Source organism: Brachybacterium phenoliresistens (assembly GCF_039530785.1).
Taxonomy (GTDB): domain Bacteria; phylum Actinomycetota; class Actinomycetes; order Actinomycetales; family Dermabacteraceae; genus Brachybacterium; species Brachybacterium phenoliresistens.
This window is the reverse complement of sequence record NZ_BAAAOW010000008.1, coordinates 90,074-110,052: the sequence shown is the minus strand read 5'-3', so window position 1 is coordinate 110,052 and position 19,979 is coordinate 90,074. Positions and strand designations below refer to the sequence as shown.

13 protein-coding genes are annotated in these 19,979 nt (G+C 72.0%); 4 read left to right on the top strand and 9 right to left on the bottom strand.

What is annotated here, in order from left to right; translation table 11 throughout:
- Positions 1 to 7: 7 nt before the first annotated feature.
- The 6 genes from ABD234_RS15465 to ABD234_RS15440 all read right to left on the bottom strand — a co-directional run bounded on the left by ABD234_RS15465 (position 8) and on the right by ABD234_RS15440 (position 8,852).
- Complete coding sequence (locus ABD234_RS15465) at positions 8 to 1,303, bottom strand: glycosyltransferase family 4 protein (protein WP_344358097.1); 1,296 nt, start codon at positions 1,301 to 1,303, stop codon at positions 8 to 10.
- Positions 1,300 to 2,643, bottom strand: coding sequence for a lipopolysaccharide biosynthesis protein (locus ABD234_RS15460; protein ID WP_344358095.1), 1,344 nt, complete (start codon positions 2,641 to 2,643; stop codon positions 1,300 to 1,302). Before ABD234_RS15460 ends, ABD234_RS15465 begins: the two co-directional genes overlap by 4 nt.
- A complete protein-coding gene (locus ABD234_RS15455) occupies positions 2,640 to 4,127 on the bottom strand; it encodes an O-antigen polymerase (protein ID WP_344358093.1) in 1,488 nt (495 codons plus the stop codon). Before ABD234_RS15455 ends, ABD234_RS15460 begins: the two co-directional genes overlap by 4 nt.
- Positions 4,124 to 4,732 carry an arsenate reductase/protein-tyrosine-phosphatase family protein gene (locus ABD234_RS15450; protein WP_344358090.1) on the bottom strand — a complete coding sequence of 203 codons (609 nt, stop codon included), beginning with the start codon at positions 4,730 to 4,732 and terminating at the stop codon, positions 4,124 to 4,126. The genes ABD234_RS15455 and ABD234_RS15450 overlap by 4 nt, the downstream gene beginning before the upstream one ends.
- Positions 4,729 to 6,159 (bottom strand): tyrosine-protein kinase domain-containing protein, encoded by a 1,431-nt coding sequence (locus ABD234_RS15445; RefSeq protein ID WP_344358088.1) that lies wholly within the window; start codon positions 6,157 to 6,159, stop codon positions 4,729 to 4,731. The genes ABD234_RS15450 and ABD234_RS15445 overlap by 4 nt, the downstream gene beginning before the upstream one ends.
- 179 nt (positions 6,160 to 6,338) lie before the next feature.
- Positions 6,339 to 8,852 (bottom strand): LuxR C-terminal-related transcriptional regulator, encoded by a 2,514-nt coding sequence (locus ABD234_RS15440; RefSeq protein WP_344358086.1) that lies wholly within the window; start codon positions 8,850 to 8,852, stop codon positions 6,339 to 6,341.
- Positions 8,853 to 9,598: 746 nt separating this feature from the next.
- Between ABD234_RS15440 and ABD234_RS15435 the strand changes: the two genes are divergently transcribed.
- Complete coding sequence (locus ABD234_RS15435) at positions 9,599 to 10,744, top strand: polysaccharide biosynthesis protein (RefSeq protein WP_344358084.1); 1,146 nt, start codon at positions 9,599 to 9,601, stop codon at positions 10,742 to 10,744.
- Positions 10,741 to 11,952, top strand: a complete 1,212-nt coding sequence (locus tag ABD234_RS15430) for a DegT/DnrJ/EryC1/StrS family aminotransferase (protein ID WP_344358081.1) — start codon at positions 10,741 to 10,743, stop codon at positions 11,950 to 11,952. Before ABD234_RS15435 ends, ABD234_RS15430 begins: the two co-directional genes overlap by 4 nt.
- 152 nt (positions 11,953 to 12,104) lie before the next feature.
- On the opposite strand, the gene metE is transcribed toward ABD234_RS15430, so the two are convergent.
- The 3 genes from metE to ABD234_RS15415 all read right to left on the bottom strand — a co-directional run bounded on the left by metE (position 12,105) and on the right by ABD234_RS15415 (position 16,685).
- The gene (gene metE, locus ABD234_RS15425; protein WP_344358079.1) at positions 12,105 to 14,432 is read right to left on the bottom strand and encodes a 5-methyltetrahydropteroyltriglutamate--homocysteine S-methyltransferase; all 2,328 of its coding nucleotides are present in this window, start codon (positions 14,430 to 14,432) and stop codon (positions 12,105 to 12,107) included.
- A 125-nt stretch (positions 14,433 to 14,557) separates the two neighbouring features.
- The gene (locus ABD234_RS15420; protein ID WP_084148346.1) at positions 14,558 to 15,535 is read right to left on the bottom strand and encodes a methylenetetrahydrofolate reductase; all 978 of its coding nucleotides are present in this window, start codon (positions 15,533 to 15,535) and stop codon (positions 14,558 to 14,560) included.
- A gap of 121 nt (positions 15,536 to 15,656) precedes the next feature.
- On the bottom strand, positions 15,657 to 16,685 hold the full coding sequence (locus tag ABD234_RS15415) for a hypothetical protein (protein ID WP_344358075.1): 1,029 nt from the start codon (positions 16,683 to 16,685) through the stop codon (positions 15,657 to 15,659).
- Positions 16,686 to 16,963: 278 nt separating this feature from the next.
- Here ABD234_RS15415 and ABD234_RS15410 point away from each other — a divergent pair, with 278 nt between their 5' ends.
- Both ABD234_RS15410 and ABD234_RS15405 read left to right on the top strand, forming a co-directional pair.
- Complete coding sequence (locus ABD234_RS15410) at positions 16,964 to 18,490, top strand: DHA2 family efflux MFS transporter permease subunit (RefSeq protein ID WP_344358072.1); 1,527 nt, start codon at positions 16,964 to 16,966, stop codon at positions 18,488 to 18,490.
- A gap of 235 nt (positions 18,491 to 18,725) precedes the next feature.
- Positions 18,726 to 19,973, top strand: coding sequence for an ATP-binding protein (locus tag ABD234_RS15405; protein ID WP_344358069.1), 1,248 nt, complete (start codon positions 18,726 to 18,728; stop codon positions 19,971 to 19,973).
- Positions 19,974 to 19,979 lie beyond the last annotated feature (6 nt).

Here is a 19,979-nt window from a genome sequence, read left to right as displayed (position 1 = left end):
CTGGCGATCAGCCGGCAGCCCGGCCCGCCGCGTGGCGGCCCGGGGCCCTCCCGATCAGCCCCACGAGCTCGTCGATCATCGATTCGTAGGTCACGGACCGGTCGAACAGCTCCTCGCCCATCCGGCGGCTCCCGCGGGCCATGGACCGCCGCAGCTCCGGATCCATGACCAGGCGACGGATCGCCGCCGCCATCTGCCGAGGATCGCCCGCGTCCCCGGAGATGCCCGCACGATAGCGCTCGAGGAGCCCTCGGTACTCCGCGGACTCCTGGGAGTTGACCACCGGGAGCCCGGCAGCGGCATAGTCCCCGGCCTTGTTCAGGACGCTCCCCGCCGAGCCGGCGACGATCGGGTTCACGGCGATCTCGCAGGCGGCCAGCGTCCGGACCATCTCCGGGTAGGCCAGGTTCCCGGTGAAGCGGACATCCACCCCGCGATCCCGGGCGTGCTCCTCGAAACCGGACCGACGAGCCCCGTCCCCCATCACGACCAGCGTCGGAATCTCAGGCAGCGTGTCGGCTCGCGCGAGGATCGCCAACGCATCGATCACCACGGGGATGTCATAGCTGTCGCTGAGCCCGCCGGCGTATCCGATCACCGGGCCGACGACGGGCCGTCCCGACGCGGCGAACGCGGGCGGCTCGCTCGAGCCCGCATGGACGTCGAAGGCGGTCAGGTCCGTCCCGAGATAGACCACGCGGGTGGCCGCCGGATCCGCCCCGTGACGCACCGCGGAATCGGTGTAGGTGCAGGAGACGCCGAAGACGAGGTCCGCCGTGCGATACGCGACGCGCGAGTCGCGGCGCATGCCGTGGAACACGATGTCGATCAGGTGAGGATGATCCATCACCATGCCGAACGCCTCGGGCCACAGGTCCTGGATGTCGAGGGCGCACGGGACCCCGGCTCGTCCGGCATAGCGCACGCACGCGGCCGCGACGCCGGGCGGCGGAGCTGCGGCGACGATGAGGTCCGGCGGGGCGTCCAGAGAATCGAGGTAGCGCGCGACCTCCCGACCGAAGCGTGCCTGGCTGCGAAGGCGGGCCGGCGAGATGTTGCGGGAGTACCCCGGTTCGTCCAGGCGCGTGATCGCATAGCCCGTCTCTCCGAGGTCGTCGGTGCGCGCGGCCTTCTGGAAATGGGAGAACCGGGAGGTCACCAGCTCGACCCGAGCCCCTCGTGCCGCCAGGCGCGAGGCGAGATCGTTGAAGCGGTTGTTGCTGGTGCGCGAGTCCGCCGTGTAGTTCGCGACGATCATGACGCGAGGGCAGGCGGCATCGCCCGTCTCTCGGTGCAGGTTCATGGGAGGGCACCTCTCTGGAGCGTTCTGGATTCGGTCCCCTGCGGCGAGGCGCCGCGAGGGTCGGGCGGGACATCGGATGGCTCGCCGGGCTCCCGGGGAGGAGAGGCGGCGGAGGGTCTGCGCCGGGACCCGATGGCGATGCGAGTGATCGTGATCACGAGCAGCACGGCCTGGGCTGTGGTGCCGGCCCATGCGAATCCCAGCAGCCCGTGGGACCGGCTGAGCAGGAGCACCGCGATGAGGTAGGCGGCCGCGTACACGAGGTAGGTCCCCAGGAGCTGGCGGATCGGCCCGAAGCGCTGCAGCAGCGGGGCCAGGAGGGTGACCGCGTTCGAGAACGCCGCCGTGAGGGACACCGGGAGCAGCAGCGGCAGGGCTGCCGGAAGATGCGAGGGGTACAGGAGGGCGAGGCCGGCGTAGGCGATCACCGCGGACGCGCCCCAGAAGACGAGGATCAGCGGCGGCACCAGGACGAGGCCGCGCGCGAGGAGCTGGGCGCGTCGCTCGTCCGGCACGCGCCCCAGCCGTGCGAGCACGGCGTTGCCCGCGGGGTTGGTGATCAGGGACAGGCTGCTCGAGAGGGCCGTGGCGCTGTAGTAGACGGCCAGGGCGCCGGCTCCGAGCAGCGGGGTGATCGCCAGCCGGTCGATGTAGGTGACGCCGTTGATGAGCACGGCGATGGCCGCGAGTCCGAGGAAGGCACGCAGGGTCCCCGGGTACAGCGGGGTGCGTCGCATCGTCCACCGCACCGTCCGGTGGCGCAGGCGCACGATCCCTGCGACCACGGCGGACACGGACTCTGCGACGAGGAACGGCAGCAGGAGCATGTCCCCGGGGCCGATCAGGAGGAACCCGGCCACCGCTCCCGCGGCGTAGGCCCCGTGCACGAGGATCACCCGGCCGTACGCGCCCTCATGGCGATCGGGAGTCGTGGCGTAGGTCCGGGCGATCCCCAGCAGGACGATCAGGCCGCACGGCAGGGCCGCGTTCGCGGGAAGCCACCCGAGCAGCCAGACCGCCAGGACGAGGAGCCCCGCGCCGCCCGCGGAGATCATCACGATGCGCGGGACGTCCCAGGGGAGGTCGTGGCTCCGATAGGCCGGGGCGCGGATCAGCGAGACCTTCGAGGCCTCGGTGCCGATCACGTTGACTGCGATGGTCGAGACGGTGATCAGCAGGATCAGATCCGAGAACGCCACAGGACCGGACCGACCCGCCAGACCGGGGAAGATCACCAGCTGCTGGACCGCGATGATCAGCCCGAACGCGAGCGTGTTGAGGCCGATCTCGTGCAACGGACCCCGTCCAGCGGACTCGCGGCGGCGCACGGAGGTGGTCATGGGGCGGCCTCCGTCCGTCTCATCGGCACGGCCGGACCGGGCGCCAGGGAGGTCCGGGGTGGTTCCGGATCGACGCCGTCCCGGATGTCGGGACCGTCTGAGAAGAGGACGGGATCCCCCGGAGGGCCCGGGATGATCCCGCACAGCGGGCCGAGGACGAGGAGCGCGGCCACCCGCGCATACATCCGGACGATCCAGGTGTGGAAGCCGGACCAGACGATGTCCACCACGCCTCCCAGGATTCCGCAGGCGAGGACCACGACCGCGAGACGCCAGGGGGACTCCGCGGCGCGACGCACCGACCGGACGGCCCAGTCGTCGATGAGCGTGAGCAGCCTCGCCAGGAGCGGCGCCCCCACGACGAGGCCGAGCAGCCCGAAGTTCCACCACAGATCTCCGTAGACGGACACGACCGTCGAGAACCCGGTGCCGTAGATCTCCGGGTCGGTGATGGCGGCCAGCTCGTAGCCGGTCGCCTGGGGGATCCACCCCGGGACGAGGGAGTCCGGCAGGGCGGAGCCCAGCGGGGAGAGGAACGAGGTCCCCAGCGTCGGGGCGAGACCGTTCTCGGAGGCATGCAGCACGGTGCCGAAGTTGCCGATCGCCACGAACATGGAAGACAGCCCGGTGTCGTTCCCGTGCTGGCCGCTCAGGGACTCCTCGTACTCCCGTCGCCAGATCCCGAGCGCCAGGAGCGCGATCGGGGCGAGCAGGACGATCATCGTCTTCATCCACCGGCGACCATGGCGCAGGAAGAAGAGGTAGGTCACCGCGAGCACGAGGGCGATCGCGCGCAGCCTTCCGGTCCCCGAGATGACGAGGGTCGGGAAGACGATCAGGACCGCGAGGACCAGGGCAATGTCCACCGGGCGGGAGACTCCTCGACGCCCCAGGAGGGTCGCGGCGCAGACGAGGAGGACGCTGGAGAACCCGAACCCGTCCAGGAACGCCCCGAGGCCGTCGCCGATCGCGACCGTGGCTGCGAGAACGATCACTCCGGAGATCTGGGCGCTGCGCACCACACGGTCCGGGAGGACGGGCAGCGAGGGGATCGGGGCCGGAGGCCGGGCCAGGCAGAACGCTCCCACGGCGATCTGGGCGAGCGTGCAGGCGAACAGAGCGGAGTTGAGGTACGTGTCCGGTCGGGGGACGCCCATGAAGTACGGGTCCGGGATGACCAGGAGCCCGCTGATCCCGACGATCGCGGCGCTGGAGGCCATGAAGCACCCCGCCATGGTGATCCGGTGGTGACCGTGGACGACGAAGAGCACCATGCCGTGGGCGATGGAGACGACGCAGATCGCCTGGCTGGAGAGGTCGACCGCCGCCGGATCCGTGCTCGCCCACATCTTCGCCGTGAGGACGAGCACGGTGGACGACAGGGTCAGGAGCATCGGGAAGAGGCCTGCGGCCGGGTGGACCGGAGCGTCCGACGTCTCGTCCGGGCGGGCTTCCGTGCCGCGGTCGAGCGCCGTCGTCGTCACGGTTCCCTCCGGTGGGTCCTGGGGGCGGGCCCGTCCAGGTCCTCGAGCGGAGCGGGCAGGATGGCGACGCGATCGACGATCGACCGCGAGACCTCCTCCGCGGCATCGCGGATCAGGTCGAAGGAGCGCCGGTAGTCTGCCGGGGGGCCTCCGTACGGGTCCGGGACGTCCAGGTCGATCTGTCCCTTCCCGCCGCGGGACCGGCGGCGCGCGCATCCCTGGGCGAAGCTCCTCAGATCGGCGAACCAGTCCTCCGGTCCGAGCTCCCGGGTGATCCCGGCCAGCTCCAAAAGGGTGAAGGTCCTGCGCACGACGCTCGGCGCCTCCCGGATGACCTGGGTCTTCTGCTGCTGCGTGAGCGTGAGGACGAGGTCCGCGCCGGTCGCGATCATCGGGGTCAGCGCTCGGGAACGATGCTGCAGCCGGATGCCCAGGACGGACCGGACGTACTCGACGGACTCGGGGGCGGCGGGCGCACCGTCCCTGCTCGCGGTCCCGGCGCTCGTCACCACGATCCCGGTCGCGCTGAGAGCGCCGGCGAGCGCGGCCTCGGCCACGGGCGATCGGCAGATGTTCGCCGTGCAGACGATCAGCAGGTGTGTCATCGCTCGCGCTGCATCCCGTGGAGGTCGCGATCCGGCGCCTGCGGACGCACCGACGGGCCTTCTAGGACCGCGCGGTCGTCCGCCGGCCGGGGCGCGGGACCTGCTGCCGTGCTCCGGCGTCCCGCCTCGGGATCCTGCGGGTCACCGTCGGGAGCGACGCCGTAGACATCGGCATAGGCATCCCGATCGCTGCGCGGGACCCGGTTGAGGACGACCCCGAGGATCCGGGCTCGGACGTGCTGGAGCTTCCGGAGCGCCCGGGACGCCTGGTTCCGCTGGACCGTCCGGCACCCGGCGACGAACGCGACAGCGGAGACCATGCGGGACAGGACGAGGGCATCGGCGACGGCGAGGACCGGCGGCGAGTCCAGGATCACGATGTCGTACGTGGCCGTGGCCTCCTGGAGGAAGGCCTCCATCTCCGCGCTGTCCAGGAGCTCGCTGGGATTCGGCGGCACCGGCCCGCTCGCCAGCACCGTGAGGTTCTCGAGGTCGAGGGGCTGGACCACGTCCTCCAGCAGCGCATCGCCGATCAGCACCGTGGACAGCCCGGCCCCGCCCTCGACGCCCAGGCAGCGATGCACGGAGGGGTCGCGCAGATCGGCGTCCACGAGAAGCACTCGGCGGCGCGATCGGGCGAGCGCGGCCGCGAGGTTGATCGCCGTGGTGGACTTCCCCTCCCCCTTGACGGACGAGGTGACCAGGACGGACCTGCTCCTGCCGCGCATCTCGAGGAACCGGAGGTTCGTGCGCAGCTCGCGATAGGCCTCGGCGTGGTTCCCCTGGGGGTCATGCACGAGTCCCGAGGCGAAGGACCCTCTGGTCCGGAACGTGGGGATGCTCGCGAGCACCGGCGCGTCGGTGAGCAGCTTCAGGTCCTGCGGGGACCGGAGCTTGCTGTCCAGCAGGTCCCTCACCACCGCTGCGCAGACGCCGACGAGCACCGCGGCCAGGGTCCCGAGGATGGCGTTCTGCACCAGATCCGGGGACGAGGGAACGTTCGCCGGGACGGCCGGGGTGACGACTGTGAGCTCCACGGAGGTCGCGCCCTCCAGCGCGGCCACCTCGCTGCGCAGGCTGTCCGACACCGCGTTCGCGAGGTCCGCCGCGCCCTGCGGGGATTCGGCTCTCACGGAGACGACGATGAGCGAGGTGTCCTCCGGGACGTCCGCCGAGATCCGCGGGGACAGCTCCTCCGGCGAGAGGTCGAGGCCGAGTCGATCGATGGTGGGCTGGAGGACCAGCGGCGTGAGGGCGAGATCCGAGTAGGTCGCGATCTGCTGGCGCGTGTAGTCCGCCGCGGCGGACCTGTCGGAGATGGACCCCGTCGCCGCCGTCCGCACGAAGATGCTCGTGCTCGCCTCGTACTGGGGATCGGGGAGGATCGTGGCGGCGGCGGCACCGCCGAGTGCGAGGAGCGCTGCCATGCACGCGACGAGCCACCGCTCGCGCAGAATCGTGAGCAGACGTGGGACAGACATGATGTTCCGATCTACGAGGAGTTCGTGCGGCATCGACGGGGTATCTGCTCGGCGGCGGTTTCCGGGGGACGTCGGGACCAGCGATGGGCCGGAGGCGGAGTCGGGCTCGGTGGTCCGGCGGCGGCTCATGAGGCGCTCCTGTGCTCCAGGGGCCTCCACGTCTCCAGCGGCCTCTGCTGCTCCATGAACCCCCACTCCATAGCCCGGGAGAGAGCCTGCTCGCGCGTGTTCACCGCGAGCTTCGTGTAGAGGCTGCGCATCTGCGACTTGACGGTGTTGACGGAGACGTAGAGGTGCCCGGCGATCTCGGCCCGGCTCTCCGTCTCCAGCAGCAGGAGGAGGATCTCGTGCTCGCGAGCGGTGAGACGGGGGATCGCCGGAAGGGCGTCGAAGGACCTGGCCTGGAGGGCCGGGAACATGCCGAACGCGGTGCTGAGCTCTTCCGGCACGTCCGGCACGTCCAGGGCCTGTCGACGGACATCGTCCGGCAGGAGCACGACGGGCCAGGCCACCCCGGCTCCGCGCAGGATGGCCACCAGCCTGCTCACGGCGTCGGGGAAATCGATCCCGACCCGGTCGTCGGCGGCGATGACCGTCCTCACCACGGCGACGATCATCCGCTGCACCGGCGTGACGGCCTTGAGCCCGGATTCTGCGAGCAGTCGTTTCGCCTCCTGGACCTTCCCGGCGGCCTTCGCGTTCACTGCGGCCAGAGCGAGGATGCTGGAGGACTCCTCGACGCTCCCCCGGCGGATGTTCATGTCCTGGATCCGCCCCATGGCCAGCTGCTGGAGTCCCGTCGTGATGCGGAGGCGACGCCTCGTGGACGGCAGCGAGCGCGAGGACAGCCTCTGCATCGAGACGCTCCGCAGCCGCTCCTCGGCATCGTGCGGTCGTCCGAGCAGCACGAGGGCGAGGACCTCCGCCGCCAGAGCGAGGTCCCAGAAGTCATCGAGGTCGCAGTGCCCGTCGACCAGCGCGAGCTCTCCCATGGCCGGCTCCGGCAATCCTCGGTCGAGGAGTGCCCAGGCCCGGGCGAGGTGCTCGACCGTCGCCGTGCGGACGCCGGGCGCGGGGACGGGCAGTCCACCGTGATCGATCCGGGCCAGCGCATCGGCCGCCTCCGCATTGCTGCCCGTGACCGCGGCGATGAGCGCGAGGTGCGCGAGGGCATCCCGCTTGTGCTCGAGCAGGCCGAATCGTTCCGACAGCTCGAGCTGGACGAGCCGGGCATGACGCGCGAAGAGGAAGTCCTCCGCCGCGAACAGGCCGGTGGCGCATTGGTCGACCGCCGCGAGGACCAGATCATCGAGCTCGCCCGAGCGATCCGACTCCTGGGCCAGCAGCTCGATCGCCGGCAGAGCGCGGGCAGCGAGCTCGTACATCCTGTCCTGTCGGCCCAGGAGCCTCTGCACGACACTGGCGAGTGCCTCGCACAGCGACCGGTCGATGCCGAGCGCGGACGCCGCGGACGCATCGCACAGCCCCAGGGCGGACTCGAGGAACGCCTCGGCCCTCTTCTGGGTGGCGGGGTCGGTCGCGAGCACGAGGCCGCACCAGAGGGCGAGGACCGGATGGGCATGCAGCTCCGAGGCGGGGATCTCGCGCAGGAGGTCGGTGACGCGCGTCGCGTCGTCCGTGTCGAGCGTCCCGGCTCTCAGCAGTGCTCTCTCGGCCAGCTGCAGGTCCCTGCCCCGGACGGCGTGGTCGAACGCCTGCAGGTGATCGCCACGGACCGTGGAGCACCATCGCGCGATGCGACGGTGCAGCTCCCGTGTCCGAGCGCCGTCGGCGGGAAGCGGCATCGAGAGGAGGTCCGATCGCAGGTGGGGCTCCAGACGGAACTGAGGGGTCTGCCCTGAGGCGGAGCTCTCCCAGTGGCCTGCGCCGAGCTCCTGGAGACGCCGTATCTGGTGCTCCGCACCGTCGGGGAAGCACAGCTCCGCGGCGAGATCGGCGTCGAAGCCCGGGCTGCGCGCCAGGAGGATGAGGGCGTCGCACAAGGGGCCGTCGCCGATGTCCCCGCGAGCCCCGATCTGCCGGGCCCTCTGCACGAGGGACGCGATCCGCGGGGGCGTGACCGGGCCGGCGCTGCTGCTCGGATCGCGCAGCTGCCTCAGCAGGAGGGCCACCGTCGAGATCCTCCGCGCCGGAGGTCCAGCCACCGCAAGCTGCTTCCCCAGCAGAGCGACGGCCGCCGCGGGGAGGTCCGGGGCGCTGAGAGCACACAGCTCCGCGACTTCCGAGGGATCGAGGGACAGGAGCTCATCGTCGATCAGGCTGCTCGGGATCATCGCCTGAGCGGCGAGCGCCTCGAGGGGAGATCGGCGCCGGCCCGCGATGAGGCAGCGGAAGGTCGGCTCGTCCGACAGGAGGGCAACGATCTCCTCGAACACGCCCAGTTCCGCGGCCGAGGCCACCGGATGGTGGTCCTCGTCCAGCACGAGGGTGACCTTCTGGTCGCGCGCCGAGATGATGCGAGACATCGCCTCGAGGGTCCGGGTCGGGTCCTCGACGGCTGACTCCGAGTATCGATACAGGTCGACATCGGAGACCAAGCCGGCGGCATGCATGCGGTGCAGCACGCGCACCCAGAAGCCCGTCGTCGAGCCGGTCCGCGCTGCTCCCTCGACGCGCACGACGTCGTCCTGCCCACCGTCGGTCCGGGTTCGAACCCACTGGTCCAGCAGCGACGACTTCCCTGTTCCTCGACGACCGCGGATGACGATCAGCTGCTCCGGCCCGTCGAGTCGCGCGATCAGTCGGGTCCTGTGCAGCACCGCGCGCGGATCCCGTGGCACCTCGGCGCCCTGTTCTGCCCCCTGAACCACCTGTGGTCCTCCTTCTTCTCCGAGAACGCTCACGCCTTCGTCGGCGCGATGTCCGGTCGTGCGGCACAGCGGGCCGCACCGATCCGGGCCGAGGAGCTGGTCCACTCCCCGGCCGTCGGCCGCCCGCGCGGTGCAGAGCTGGTCCGGTGCACCGTGCCGTTCGACGTCTCCTCACGGTATCCGCGGGAGCCCTCCGAGACGATGCCTTATTCGGACAACTGTCAGAAATCACCCCGGGGGTGACCGGCGAACCCCCCTCCGGCGCGGCTTGCGACGGATTCCGGCCCGACGCCGGGTCGGGGCCTCAGCCACGTGGGCCGGGGACTGCGCCGTGGGCCCGCAGAGGCTCCGAGGGCGGGTTCCGGCCGTGGACGGGGTGAAATCCGGGGCGAGAACCGCATTCGGCCGGACGCATCACGGATCCGAGGTGCCACGGTCGATCTCGCGCCGGTACGAAGCTCGCCGAGGAGCTTCCGATGCACCACGGATGCGGCCGTCCCCTCGTCCGTGGTGCATCACCGGCGTCCCTGACCCCGACGACATGGGAGGACCCGATGACCATCGCCCAGCCCCGCCCCCTCCACCCGGCCGAGATGCGTCCCGACCTGTCACCGGAAGCCTGGGCGCCCCCTATCTCGACCCTCGCCGAGCGTGTGCTCGACCGGCTCGGACACGCCCACGACCCGGTGGACGTCCAGGCCGCACGACGCATCTTCGAGGGGCGCCGAGTCCTGGTCACAGGGGCCGGCGGGTCCATCGGGTCCGAGCTGACCCGTCAGGTGCGCGACCTCGGCCCCTCGAGCGTGCTGATGCTGGACCGGGACGAATCGGCGCTGCAGGAGCTCCAGCTCGGGCTCGAGGGCCACGGCCTCCTCGACTCCGCCGAGACCGTCCTCGCCGACATCCGGGATCCTCGCGCGGTCGACGCGGTGTTCGCGGAGCACCGTCCCGAGGTCGTCCTCCACGCGGCGGCGCTCAAGCACCTCCCGCTGCTGCAGCGATATCCGCGCGAGGCCTGGCTGACCAACGTCCACGGCACCCGGATCGTCCTCGATGCGGCGCTGCGCCACGGGACCACGCACCTGGTGAACATCTCCACCGACAAGGCCGCGGATCCGACGTGCGTGCTCGGAGGATCCAAGCGCCTCGCGGAGGGGCTCACGGCCCATGCGGCCTCGCGATCGGGGAAGGCGTTCGTGTCCGTCCGGTTCGGGAACGTGATCGGCTCCCGCGGATCCGTGCTGCCGACCTTCGTCGAGCAGGTCCGTCGGGGCGGACCGCTGACCATCACGCATCCGGACGTCACGCGATACCTGATGACCATCCCGCAGGCCTGCTCGCTCGTCCTGTGCGCGCTCGCCGTGGGCGAGAGCGGCCAGACCCTCGTGCTGGACATGGGCGAGCCCGTACGCGTCGCGGACATCGCGACCACTGTCGCGGAGCTCGCCGGGGTCACGTGCCCCATCGTCTACACCGGGCTTCGGCCGGGCGAGAAGCTCCATGAGGACCTGCTGTCCGCGCGCGAGACCATCGGCGGGACCGCGCAGGACGGGATCCACCGCGTCCGCTGCACGGTCGTCGACCCCGCGGGCCTGCCGGGCGCCGAGGAATGGACGGACGCCGTGCGCAGCATCCTCCTCGCGAACTCCACGGTCGTCCCGGCGCCCCCGCGCACGCTCGAGGGGATGATGGCCTCATGAGGATCGGCCTGTCGGTCCCGGACGTCGGCCCCGCCGAGCAGGACGCGATGTCCCGCGTCCTCGCCGAGGGGTGGATCGCCCCGGTGGGCCCGGACCTCGACCGGTTCGAGCAGGCGCTGTGCGCTCGCACCGGCCGGGCCCGCGCCGTGGCGGTGAGCAGCGGGACGGCCGCCCTGCACCTCCAGCTGCTCGCGGCGGGGATCGGCCCCGGGGAGGGCGTGATCTGCCCGACGCTCACCTTCGTCGCCACGGCGAACGCCATCACGTACACCGGTGCGACGCCCATCCTCGTGGACTGCGACGACACCGGGAACATCGACCCGGATCTCGTGGAAGAGGCCTTCGAGTCCGCCCGGCATGCCGGCACCCCGGTCCGGGCCGTGCTGCCGGTCGACGTCTACGGCAAGGTCGCCGATCACCGTCGGCTCGGGGAGATCGCGGACCGGCACGGCGCCCTGCTGATGGTGGATGCCGCCGAGTCGCTCGGTGCGCGCCGCGACGGGGTTCCGGCCGGGAAGCACGGGATGTCCGCCGCCGTCTCCTTCAACGGCAACAAGATCATCACGACCTCCTCGGGCGGGGCCGTCCTCACCGACGACCACGCCCTCGCCGATCGCGTCCTGCACCTGGCCACCCAGGCGAAGGAGCCCGTGGCCCATTTCCTCCATCGGGAGGTCGGGTACGCCTACCGGATGTCCAACGTCCTCGCGGCGCTCGGCACGGCGCAGCTGACCCGCCTGGACGACTTCCTCGCCGCACGCCGGGGCCACCGGGCCCGGTATACGGAGCTGTGCGACTCCGTGGAGAGCCTGCGCATCCTCGGAGGCGCCGATGACGAGGACAACTGCTGGCTGACGGTCCTGGAGCTGACGGATCCCGGGGACCAGGTCGTCACGATCGAGACCCTCGCGGCGGAGCTGGCCTCCCAGGGGATCGAGACGCGCCGCGTGTTCACACCGCTGCACCGTCAGCCCCTGCACGCCGATCCCGAGCGCACGCCCCGCGTCGTGAACGGGACGGCCGAGCGGCTCTTCGCGACGTGCCTGGCGGTGCCGAGCTCCGCCCGCTCCTCGTCCCGGGACATCGACGAGGTCTGCGGGATCATCGAGGCGGTCATGAGCCGCTCCGATCGAATCGGCTCGGGCAGGACGCGGTCCATCACGCCGTATCTGTCCTCCGGACGATCCCCGAGCGGCGCCGCAGCCTGAGGAGCGTCGGGTCCGCGTGCTCGGGTGCCGGACCATTCCGGCGCGCACCGCACCGTGCAGCGCCCTGGGCGTACCGGCGGTCCCGGGACGGGACCAGCGGTTCCGGTGCAGGAGGGCGGGAGGCGTCGATACGATGCCTCCCGCCTCCCGCCTCAGACGAGCGCGGGCTCCTGGGCGGCCGCGCGGACCTGGAGGGTGGCCTCGACGAGGTTCTTCAGGCTGGCCTCGGTCTCGGCGTAGCCGCGGGTCTTCAGGCCGCAGTCGGGGTTGACCCACAGGCGCTCGGCGCCCACGGCCGCACGGGCGCGGGTGAGCTGCTCGGCGATCTCCTCGACGGAGGGCACGCGCGGGGAGTGGATGTCCCACACGCCCGGGCCGATGCCGCGGGGGAAGGCCTCCGGGTCCAGCGCCTCGACGATCTCGCCGCGCGAGCGCGCCGACTCGATCGAGGTGACATCCGCGTTCAGGGCGTCGATCGCGTCGACGACGACGTTGAACTCCGAGTAGCACAGGTGGGTATGGATCTGCGTGGCCTCGGCGACCCCGGAGGTGGCCAGGCGGAACGAGGCCACCGACCAGTCCAGGTAGGCGTCGTGGTCGCGCGTGCGCAGCGGCAGCAGCTCGCGCAGGGCGGGCTCGTCCACCTGGACGATGCCGATGCCGGCGGCCTCGAGGTCGTTCACCTCGTCGCGCAGGGCCAGGCCCACCTGGGCGGCGGTGTCGCCGAGGGGCTGGTCGTCGCGCACGAAGGACCAGGCGAGGATGGTCACCGGGCCGGTGAGCATGCCCTTGACGGGGCGCTGCGTGAGGGACTGCGCGTAGGTCGCCCAGTCCACCGTGATCGGGGCGGCGCGGTGCACGTCGCCGAACAGGATCGACGGGCGGGTGCAGCGCGAGCCGTAGGACTGGACCCAGCCGTGCTCGGTGGTGGCGAAGCCCTCGAGGTTCTCGGCGAAGTACTGGACCATGTCGTTGCGCTCGGGCTCGCCGTGGACGAGGACGTCCAGGCCCAGCTCCTCCTGCAGCGCGATGACGCGGGCGATCTCGTCCTTCATCGCCTGCGTGTAGGCGGCGTCGTCGATCTGGCCCTTCCGGTGGGCGGCGCGGGCCTTGCGGACCTCGCCGACCTGCGGGAAGGAGCCGATGGTCGTCGTCGGCAGCTCCGGCAGGCCGAGGGCCTCCTGCTGCGCGGCGGCGCGGACGGAGAACGCGGCGCGCTCGGTGTCGGCGGCGGTGACAGCGGCGGCGCGCTCGCGCACGGCCGGGACCCGCACGCCCGCGAAGGTCCGGGCCACGGACAGCGGGCCGTCCACCGACCCGGCCGCGACGGAGCCGGAGGCGAGCTCGACGACCTCGGCGACCTTCTGGTCGGCGAAGGCGAGGGTCTCGCGCAGCTCGGCGGGGAGCTTCGTCTCGCGGGTGACGTCGTGGGGGACGTGCTGGAGGCTGGTGGAGGTGCCGACCACGACGCCGCCGGTGCCGCCGGCCTGCTCGAGGCGGGAGGCGAGCTCGCCCACGCGGGCCGCGGCGGTGCCCAGCTCCGCGCGCCAGATGTTGCGGCCGTTGACGACGCCCGCGACGAGCTGGGTGGCGCCGGCGCCGGCGAGGTCCTCCACCGAGGGCAGCTGTCCCTTGACGAGGTCGAGGTGGAGGGCCTCGACGCCGGAGGCCAGCAGCGCCGGCAGCACGCCCTCGGGGTGGCCGTAGCCGGTGGTCACGAGGATCGCGGGACGGTCCGCGGCGGCCGCGAGGACCGCGGTGGAGTGCGCGACCAGCTCGGACAGCTCGGCCGGGGCCAGGCGCTGATCGGCCGAGAGCGCCGGCTCGTCGATCTGGACCCAGGCGGCGCCGGCCGCACTCAGGGCGGCCAGCAGCTCGACGTACACGGGCACGAGGTCCGCGAGGCGGCTGATCGGGTCGAAGCCCTCGGGGGCGTCATCGGCCGCCTTGGCCAGCAGCAGCAGGGTCAGCGGGCCCACGATCACGGGGCGCACGGAGTCGCCGGCCGCGGCGGCCTCGCGCACCCAGCGCACCAGCTGGTCGCCGGCGAGATGGAAGGCGGTGTCGGGGCCGATCTCCGGCACCAGGTAGTGGTAGTTCGTGTCGAACCACTTGGTCATCTCCAGCGGGGGGCGCTGCTCGTCGCCGCGGGCGAGGACGAAGGTGGAGGCCAGGGAGATGCTGCCGTCCTCTCCCTGGAGGTCGGCGAAGCGGGAGGGGAGGGCGCCGACGGTGACCGCGGCATCGAGCACCTGGTCGTACCAGGAGAAGGACTCGGGGATCGCGCCCTCGCCGGCGAGGCCCAGCTCGGCCAGGCGGGCGCGGGTGGCGGCGCGCAGGGTGCGGCCGGTCTCCTCGAGGGCGGCGAGGTCGCTGCGGCCGGCCCAGTAGGACTCCTCGGCCTTCTTCAGCTCGCGGTCCGGGCCGATCCGCGGGTAGCCGAGGATGGTCGCTGCGGGCAGGGCAGGGGTGCTGGTCATCGGGGGTTTCCTTCGGTGGGGTCGATCGGACGCGCGGTCCGGGGGTGGACGTGCCGGCCCGCCCTCACGACCGGGCGGCCGTGCGGGGGGGACGGGAGCAGATGCGGCGGGGGCCGCCGGGAGGGTCAGACGCCGACGGGCTCGCGGGCCCATCGGCCCAGGTCCAGCCGGTCGAGCACGCCCAGGGCGTCGACGTGCTCGTTGAAGGTGAACAGGTGGACGCCGGGGGCGCCGTCGTCGAGGACGGCACGGATCAGGTCGACGCTCGCGGCGATGCCGATCCGCCGCCGCTCCTCGGGGCCCGAGGCCGTCTCCAGGGCGTGCAGGTGCTCGGCCGGGGCGTGGACGCCGGAGAGCTCGGCGAAGCGGGTGAGGCGGCGCACCGAGGTCATCGGCACGAAGCCGGGGATGATCGGGATGGTCACGCCGGCGCGGCGGGCGCGGCGCACCAGGTCGCTGTACTCGGCGGGATCGAAGAACGCCTGCGTGATGGCGAAGTCCGCGCCGGAGCGCTCCTTGGTCAGCAGCACCTCGATGTCGTGCTGGTGGGTGGGCGACTCGGGGTGGCGCTGGGCGTAGGTCGCCACGCCCACGGCGAGGCGGCCGGCGGCGAGCGTCGCCGTCTCCTCCCGCTCGATGCGGCGGATCAGCTCCACCAGGTATCGGGCGAAGGGGAACTCGTCGTCCCGGGTGTCGTAGCCCGGGGGGATGTCGCCGCGCAGGGCGAGGATCCCGCGCACCCCGAGCTGCATCAGGGTGCGGATGGACACGGAGAGATCCGCGGCGCTCGAGCCGACGCTGGTCAGGTGCACCAGCGGCCGCAGCCCGGTCTCGGAGAGGATGTGGTCGGTCAGCTCGAGCACCCGGGGGAAGTTGGTGCGCGCGGACGCGCAGGTGACCGACACGTAGTCGGGCTGGGTGCATTCGAGGGCGGCGACGGTGCGCCGGACCTTCTCGAGCGAGGCGTCCCCGCGGGCGGGGAACAGCTCGTAGCTGAGCGCAGGACGGCGCGACCGGGGGGCGGGGGCCTCGGCGCGCGATGCGGCCGGGGCGGCCCCGGCGCCGGCGGCGGCGTCGTGGGGGACCTGCGGAGCGATGGACATGTCGGCGACGATATGCGGAAGGCGCGCCGCAGCACACCCATCATGACGGACCGTGAACCTGACCGGTGTCATCCGGCCCGAGCATCAGCCGTCCGGTCGCCGCTGCCGGGGGCGGCTGCTCTCAGGAGGTGTGGACGTCGTGCGGGATGGGCCGCGTGTCGTCCTCGAGGTGGACCCAGGCGCAGGGGGTGTACCCGCCCTCGATGACCTCCGGGCCGCCGACGGGGTTGTCGAAGCCGACGTGGACCAGCATCCAGTGCGGACGGAACAGCCACGGCGTGCCCCACACGTCCACCTCGCCGAAGGTCAGCGGCGGAGGATCGGTGAGCGCGGCGCCGCCCTCCGCCGGGGCGTCCTGCAGTACGTAGTCCTCGACCGGGAACTGCGCGTCCGTGCCGTCGCGCTGCGGGCAGATCCCGCCGTGCCCCTGCATCCCCCCGGTCAGCACCGGCCATCCGTCCACGACCGTGACCTGTCGCGTGACCTGCACCGGCCCGTCGGAGGCGCAATCCTGCTCGAGGCCGTCCTGGAGACGCAGCGACTCGGTGACGACGAACGCCCCCTCCGCGGAGGAGATCTCATGGATGCTGTCGCCGCAGCGGGCCATCCGGGCGATGGGGTTCTCCACCTGGACGGGCTCCTCGGCCTCCGGATCCCACAGCCAGATGTACCAGATCTGCTCGAACCCCTGGCCGTCGGTGATCTCGAGCGCGGCGAAGGCGTCCTCGTGCCCGTCGCCGTCGACGTCCGTGTACTCGACCTGCGGGGCGACGACGATGGTGCGCAGCCCCTCGTGGGTCGCCGGCGTCAGCACCATCTCGTGCACGCTCTCCCGCCACGGGACGGAGGCGAGGTCGGCGTCGCGGATGGTCGGGCCGTCCGGGCTCGCGGCCGGGGAGGACGCCGGATCGTCCGCGCCCGGCGACGTCGCATCCGGCCCGGCATCGGCCGGGGAGGACGTGGACCCGCCCGCGTCGGAGGTCTCGGCCGCGATGATGCCCGGGGGCCCGGAGGAGCAGGCCGCGGCCGTCAGGCAGAGCGCCGCGAGCAGGGCGATGCCTCGCGGGCCGGAGCCTCGCGCTCGGGAGCGGCGTGCCCGGGCCCCGCGCGACCGGGGGCGGGCTGGTCGGGAACGGGACGAGCTGATCATGGCGGGTCCTCCCTGCGCCCCGGCATCCGCAGCCGCGACGTGCAGCCAGGATAGTGAGACGGCTCCGTCGCGACCCTCCGGTACGGGTCACCATCGGGCAACGATCGGCGCCGCCGGACGGGCATCGGCCGGCGGATCGGCGGGCCGGACGCCGGCGGGCCGCGGGCGACCGGTGCGGGGAATGCGGCGAGGACCGGTTCTATTCCCGCCTGTGCGGAGAGGGATACCACCGGGGAAATCCCTGGCCGGTCCCGCCCCGGCGTCCCTAGACTGCGGGCGTGCAGACCTCGCCCGCTCCCGCCCCGCAGGCCCTCGCCTCAGACACCATCTCCCCCCGTGACCGCAGCGTGATCGCCCTGCTGCTGATCAGCGCCTTCGTCGTGATCCTCAACGAGACGGTGCTGTCCGTCGCGCTGCCGCCGATCATGGACGACCTCGGCATCACCGAGACCACCGCCCAGTGGCTCACGACCGGGTTCATGCTGACGATGGCCGTGGTCATCCCGATCACCGGCTTCCTCATGGGCCGCTTCTCGACCCGGCAGGTCTTCACCTTGGCGATGACGACGTTCAGCGTCGGCACCCTCATCTGCGCGATCTCCCCGACGTTCCTGCCGCTGCTGCTGGGCCGCATCGTGCAGGCCTCCGGCACCGCGATCATGATGCCGCTGCTCATGACCACCGTGATGAACCTGGTGCCGGCCTCCCAGCGCGGCCGCACCATGGGCAACATCTCGATCGTCATCGCCGTGGCCCCGGCCGTCGGCCCGACGATCTCCGGGCTGATCCTCTCCCTGGCCCCCTGGCGCTTCCTGTTCATCGCGGTGCTCCCCATCGCGCTGATCGCGCTGCTGCTGGGCCTGCGCCGCATCGAGAACGTCCAGGAGTCCACGGCGACCCGGGTCGACCCGCTGTCGGTGGTGCTGTCGGCGATCGGCTTCGGCCCCCTCGTCTACGGCCTGACGGGCATCAGCGGCGGCGGGCACGGCGCCACCGAGGCGGCCACCGCGGGCGGCCCGCCCGTCGCGGCGATCGTGGCCCTGGTGATCGGCGTCGTCTCGCTGTTCCTGTTCGTGCTGCGCCAGCGGAGCCTCCAGCAGGCCGACCGCGCCCTGCTGGACCTGCGCACCTTCGCCTCGCGCAACTTCACCGTCGCGATCGCGCTGATGGTCGTCATGATGGGCGCCATGTTCGGCACCATCGTGCTGCTGCCGATCTTCCTGCAGCGCGTGCAGGAGCTGAACACCCTCACCGTGGGCCTCATGCTGCTGCCCGGCGGCCTGCTGCAGGGCCTCGCCGCCCCGTTCGTGGGACGCCTCTTCGACAAGGTCGGCCCGCGCCCGCTGCTGATCCCGGGCCTGGCCGCGGTGACCGTCGGCATCCTCGTGCTCTCCCGCGTGCCCGAGCAGATCTGGCCGATCGTCGCCGGTCACATCATCATGTCCATCGGCCTGGCCTTCGTGTTCACGCCGCTGTTCACCACCGCGCTGGGCTCGCTGCCGCGCCACCTGTACCCGCACGGCTCCGCGATCGTCGGCACCGTGCAGCAGGTCGCCGGCGCCGCGGGCGCCGCGCTGATGGTCTCGGTCATGGCTCGCATCTCCGCCGGCACCATCGCCGACGGCGGCACCGCCCTGGAGGGCATCTCCGCGGGGACGTCCTTCGCCTTCACCATCTCGGCGGTGCTGGCCGTGATCACGGTGGTCATCGCGTTCTTCGTGCGCCGCGCGCCGGAGGAGGCCCCCGCCTCCCCCGCGGCCCATGCCGAGGACGTGGAGCTCGCCGGTCCCGCCGAGAAGGGCTGATCTCCCTCACCGCCGGCCTCCGCGGCTCGTCGCTCGCGCGAGATCGACCCCAGCTCCCCTCGGGGCGCGCCACATCGACCAGAGCTTCCCGTCGAGGGAAGCTCTGGTCGATCTCGCGTGGTGCGAAGAGCAGCGAGGAAGGCATGCGGATGGTAGGGCGATCGACATGCGGATGGTAGTGCACAAGGCATGCGAATGGTAGTGCAGACAGGTTGCGAATGGTAGCGTAGCCGCCATGGAGTACCTCCCTCGGGCAGTGGATCGCGTGCTGGACGAGCTCATGGAGGATGCGGCAGCGATCTCCCTCGACGGGGCCAAGGGCGTCGGGAAGTCCGGCACCGCCCTTCGGCGCGCAGACCACGCGTGGTTCCTCGACGACCCGGACCAGGCGATGCAGCTCCAGGCGGACCCGCGGTTCATCTCGGCGCCGGAGGGCACCCTCCTCCTCGACGAATGGCAGCTGGACCCGCCCATCTGGGACTCCGTCCGGCGACGCGTGGACGAGGGAGCCCCTGCCGGCCGATTCCTCCTCACCGGGAGCGCGTCCCCCGCGTCCGCACGAGGCACCCACAGCGGCGCAGGGCGGATCCTCTCGCTGCACATGCGGCCGATGGCCCTGCACGAGCGTCGCGGCGCCGCGACGACCGTCCGGCTCGCGGATCTGATGGCCGGCGACGCCGAGATCGCCGGTCGCTCCTCCTGGTCCCTCGCGGACTATGTCGACGCGATCGTGGCGAGCGGGTTCCCCGGCATCGCCTCGGGCCCCGCGCGCAGCATCGGGCGCCAGCTCGACTCGTACCTCGCCCGCATCATCGACCGCGGGATCCCCGACCTGGGGGCATCGGTGAGGCGACCGCAGACCTTCCGGAGGTGGCTCGCGGCATACGCGGCGGCATCCTCGACCACGACGAGCCACGCGAAGATCCTGGAGGCGGCAGCGAGCGAGGACGGGTCACGGCCCGCCAAGACCACCGCGATCGCCTACCGGGATCATCTCGCGCAGCTGTGGGTGCTGGACGAGGTCCCGGCCTGGGAGCCCTTCCGGGTGTCCCTCGGCCGCATCTCGCAGAGCCCCAAGCATCAGCTCGTCGATCCCGCGCTGGCGGCACGAGCGCTGGGTCTCTCCTCGTCCGCGCTGCTGTCGGCGCGCGGGGCGCACATGATCGGACCGCTGTTCGAATCGCTCGCCACGCTCAGCGTGCGCGCGGCCGCACAGGTCGTCGACGGGAGGGTCGGTCACCTGCGCAGCCGCAACGGGGACCGCGAGGTCGATCTGATCGTGGAAGGGCCGGACGGCCGCGTGGTCGCGTTCGAGGTGAAGCTGTCCACGACGGTCCGTGATGACGACGTGCGCCACCTGCTCTGGCTCCGCCGGCAGCTCAGGGACGATGTCGCCGATCTGGTCGTCCTCACGACGGGCGAAGCCGCCTATCGCCGGCCCGATGGCGTCGCGGTCATCCCCCTGGCGCTCCTCGGACACTGACGCCCC

Bases quoted from the DNA above. Each gene is read 5' to 3' on its own strand.
- ABD234_RS15430 (WP_344358081.1), top strand. From the start codon at position 10,741: ATGAGGATCGGCCTGTCGGTCCCGGACGTCGGCCCCGCCGAGCAGGAC.
- ABD234_RS15405 (WP_344358069.1), top strand. From the start codon at position 18,726: ATGGAGTACCTCCCTCGGGCAGTGGATCGCGTGCTGGACGAGCTCATG.
- ABD234_RS15415 (WP_344358075.1), bottom strand. From the start codon at position 16,685: ATGATCAGCTCGTCCCGTTCCCGACCAGCCCGCCCCCGGTCGCGCGGG.
- metE (WP_344358079.1), bottom strand. From the start codon at position 14,432: ATGACCAGCACCCCTGCCCTGCCCGCAGCGACCATCCTCGGCTACCCG.
- ABD234_RS15450 (WP_344358090.1), bottom strand. From the start codon at position 4,732: ATGACACACCTGCTGATCGTCTGCACGGCGAACATCTGCCGATCGCCC.
- ABD234_RS15460 (WP_344358095.1), bottom strand. From the start codon at position 2,643: ATGACCACCTCCGTGCGCCGCCGCGAGTCCGCTGGACGGGGTCCGTTG.
- ABD234_RS15465 (WP_344358097.1), bottom strand. From the start codon at position 1,303: ATGAACCTGCACCGAGAGACGGGCGATGCCGCCTGCCCTCGCGTCATG.
- ABD234_RS15420 (WP_084148346.1), bottom strand. From the start codon at position 15,535: ATGTCCATCGCTCCGCAGGTCCCCCACGACGCCGCCGCCGGCGCCGGG.
- ABD234_RS15445 (WP_344358088.1), bottom strand. From the start codon at position 6,159: ATGGCAGCGCTCCTCGCACTCGGCGGTGCCGCCGCCGCCACGATCCTC.
- ABD234_RS15435 (WP_344358084.1), top strand. From the start codon at position 9,599: ATGACCATCGCCCAGCCCCGCCCCCTCCACCCGGCCGAGATGCGTCCC.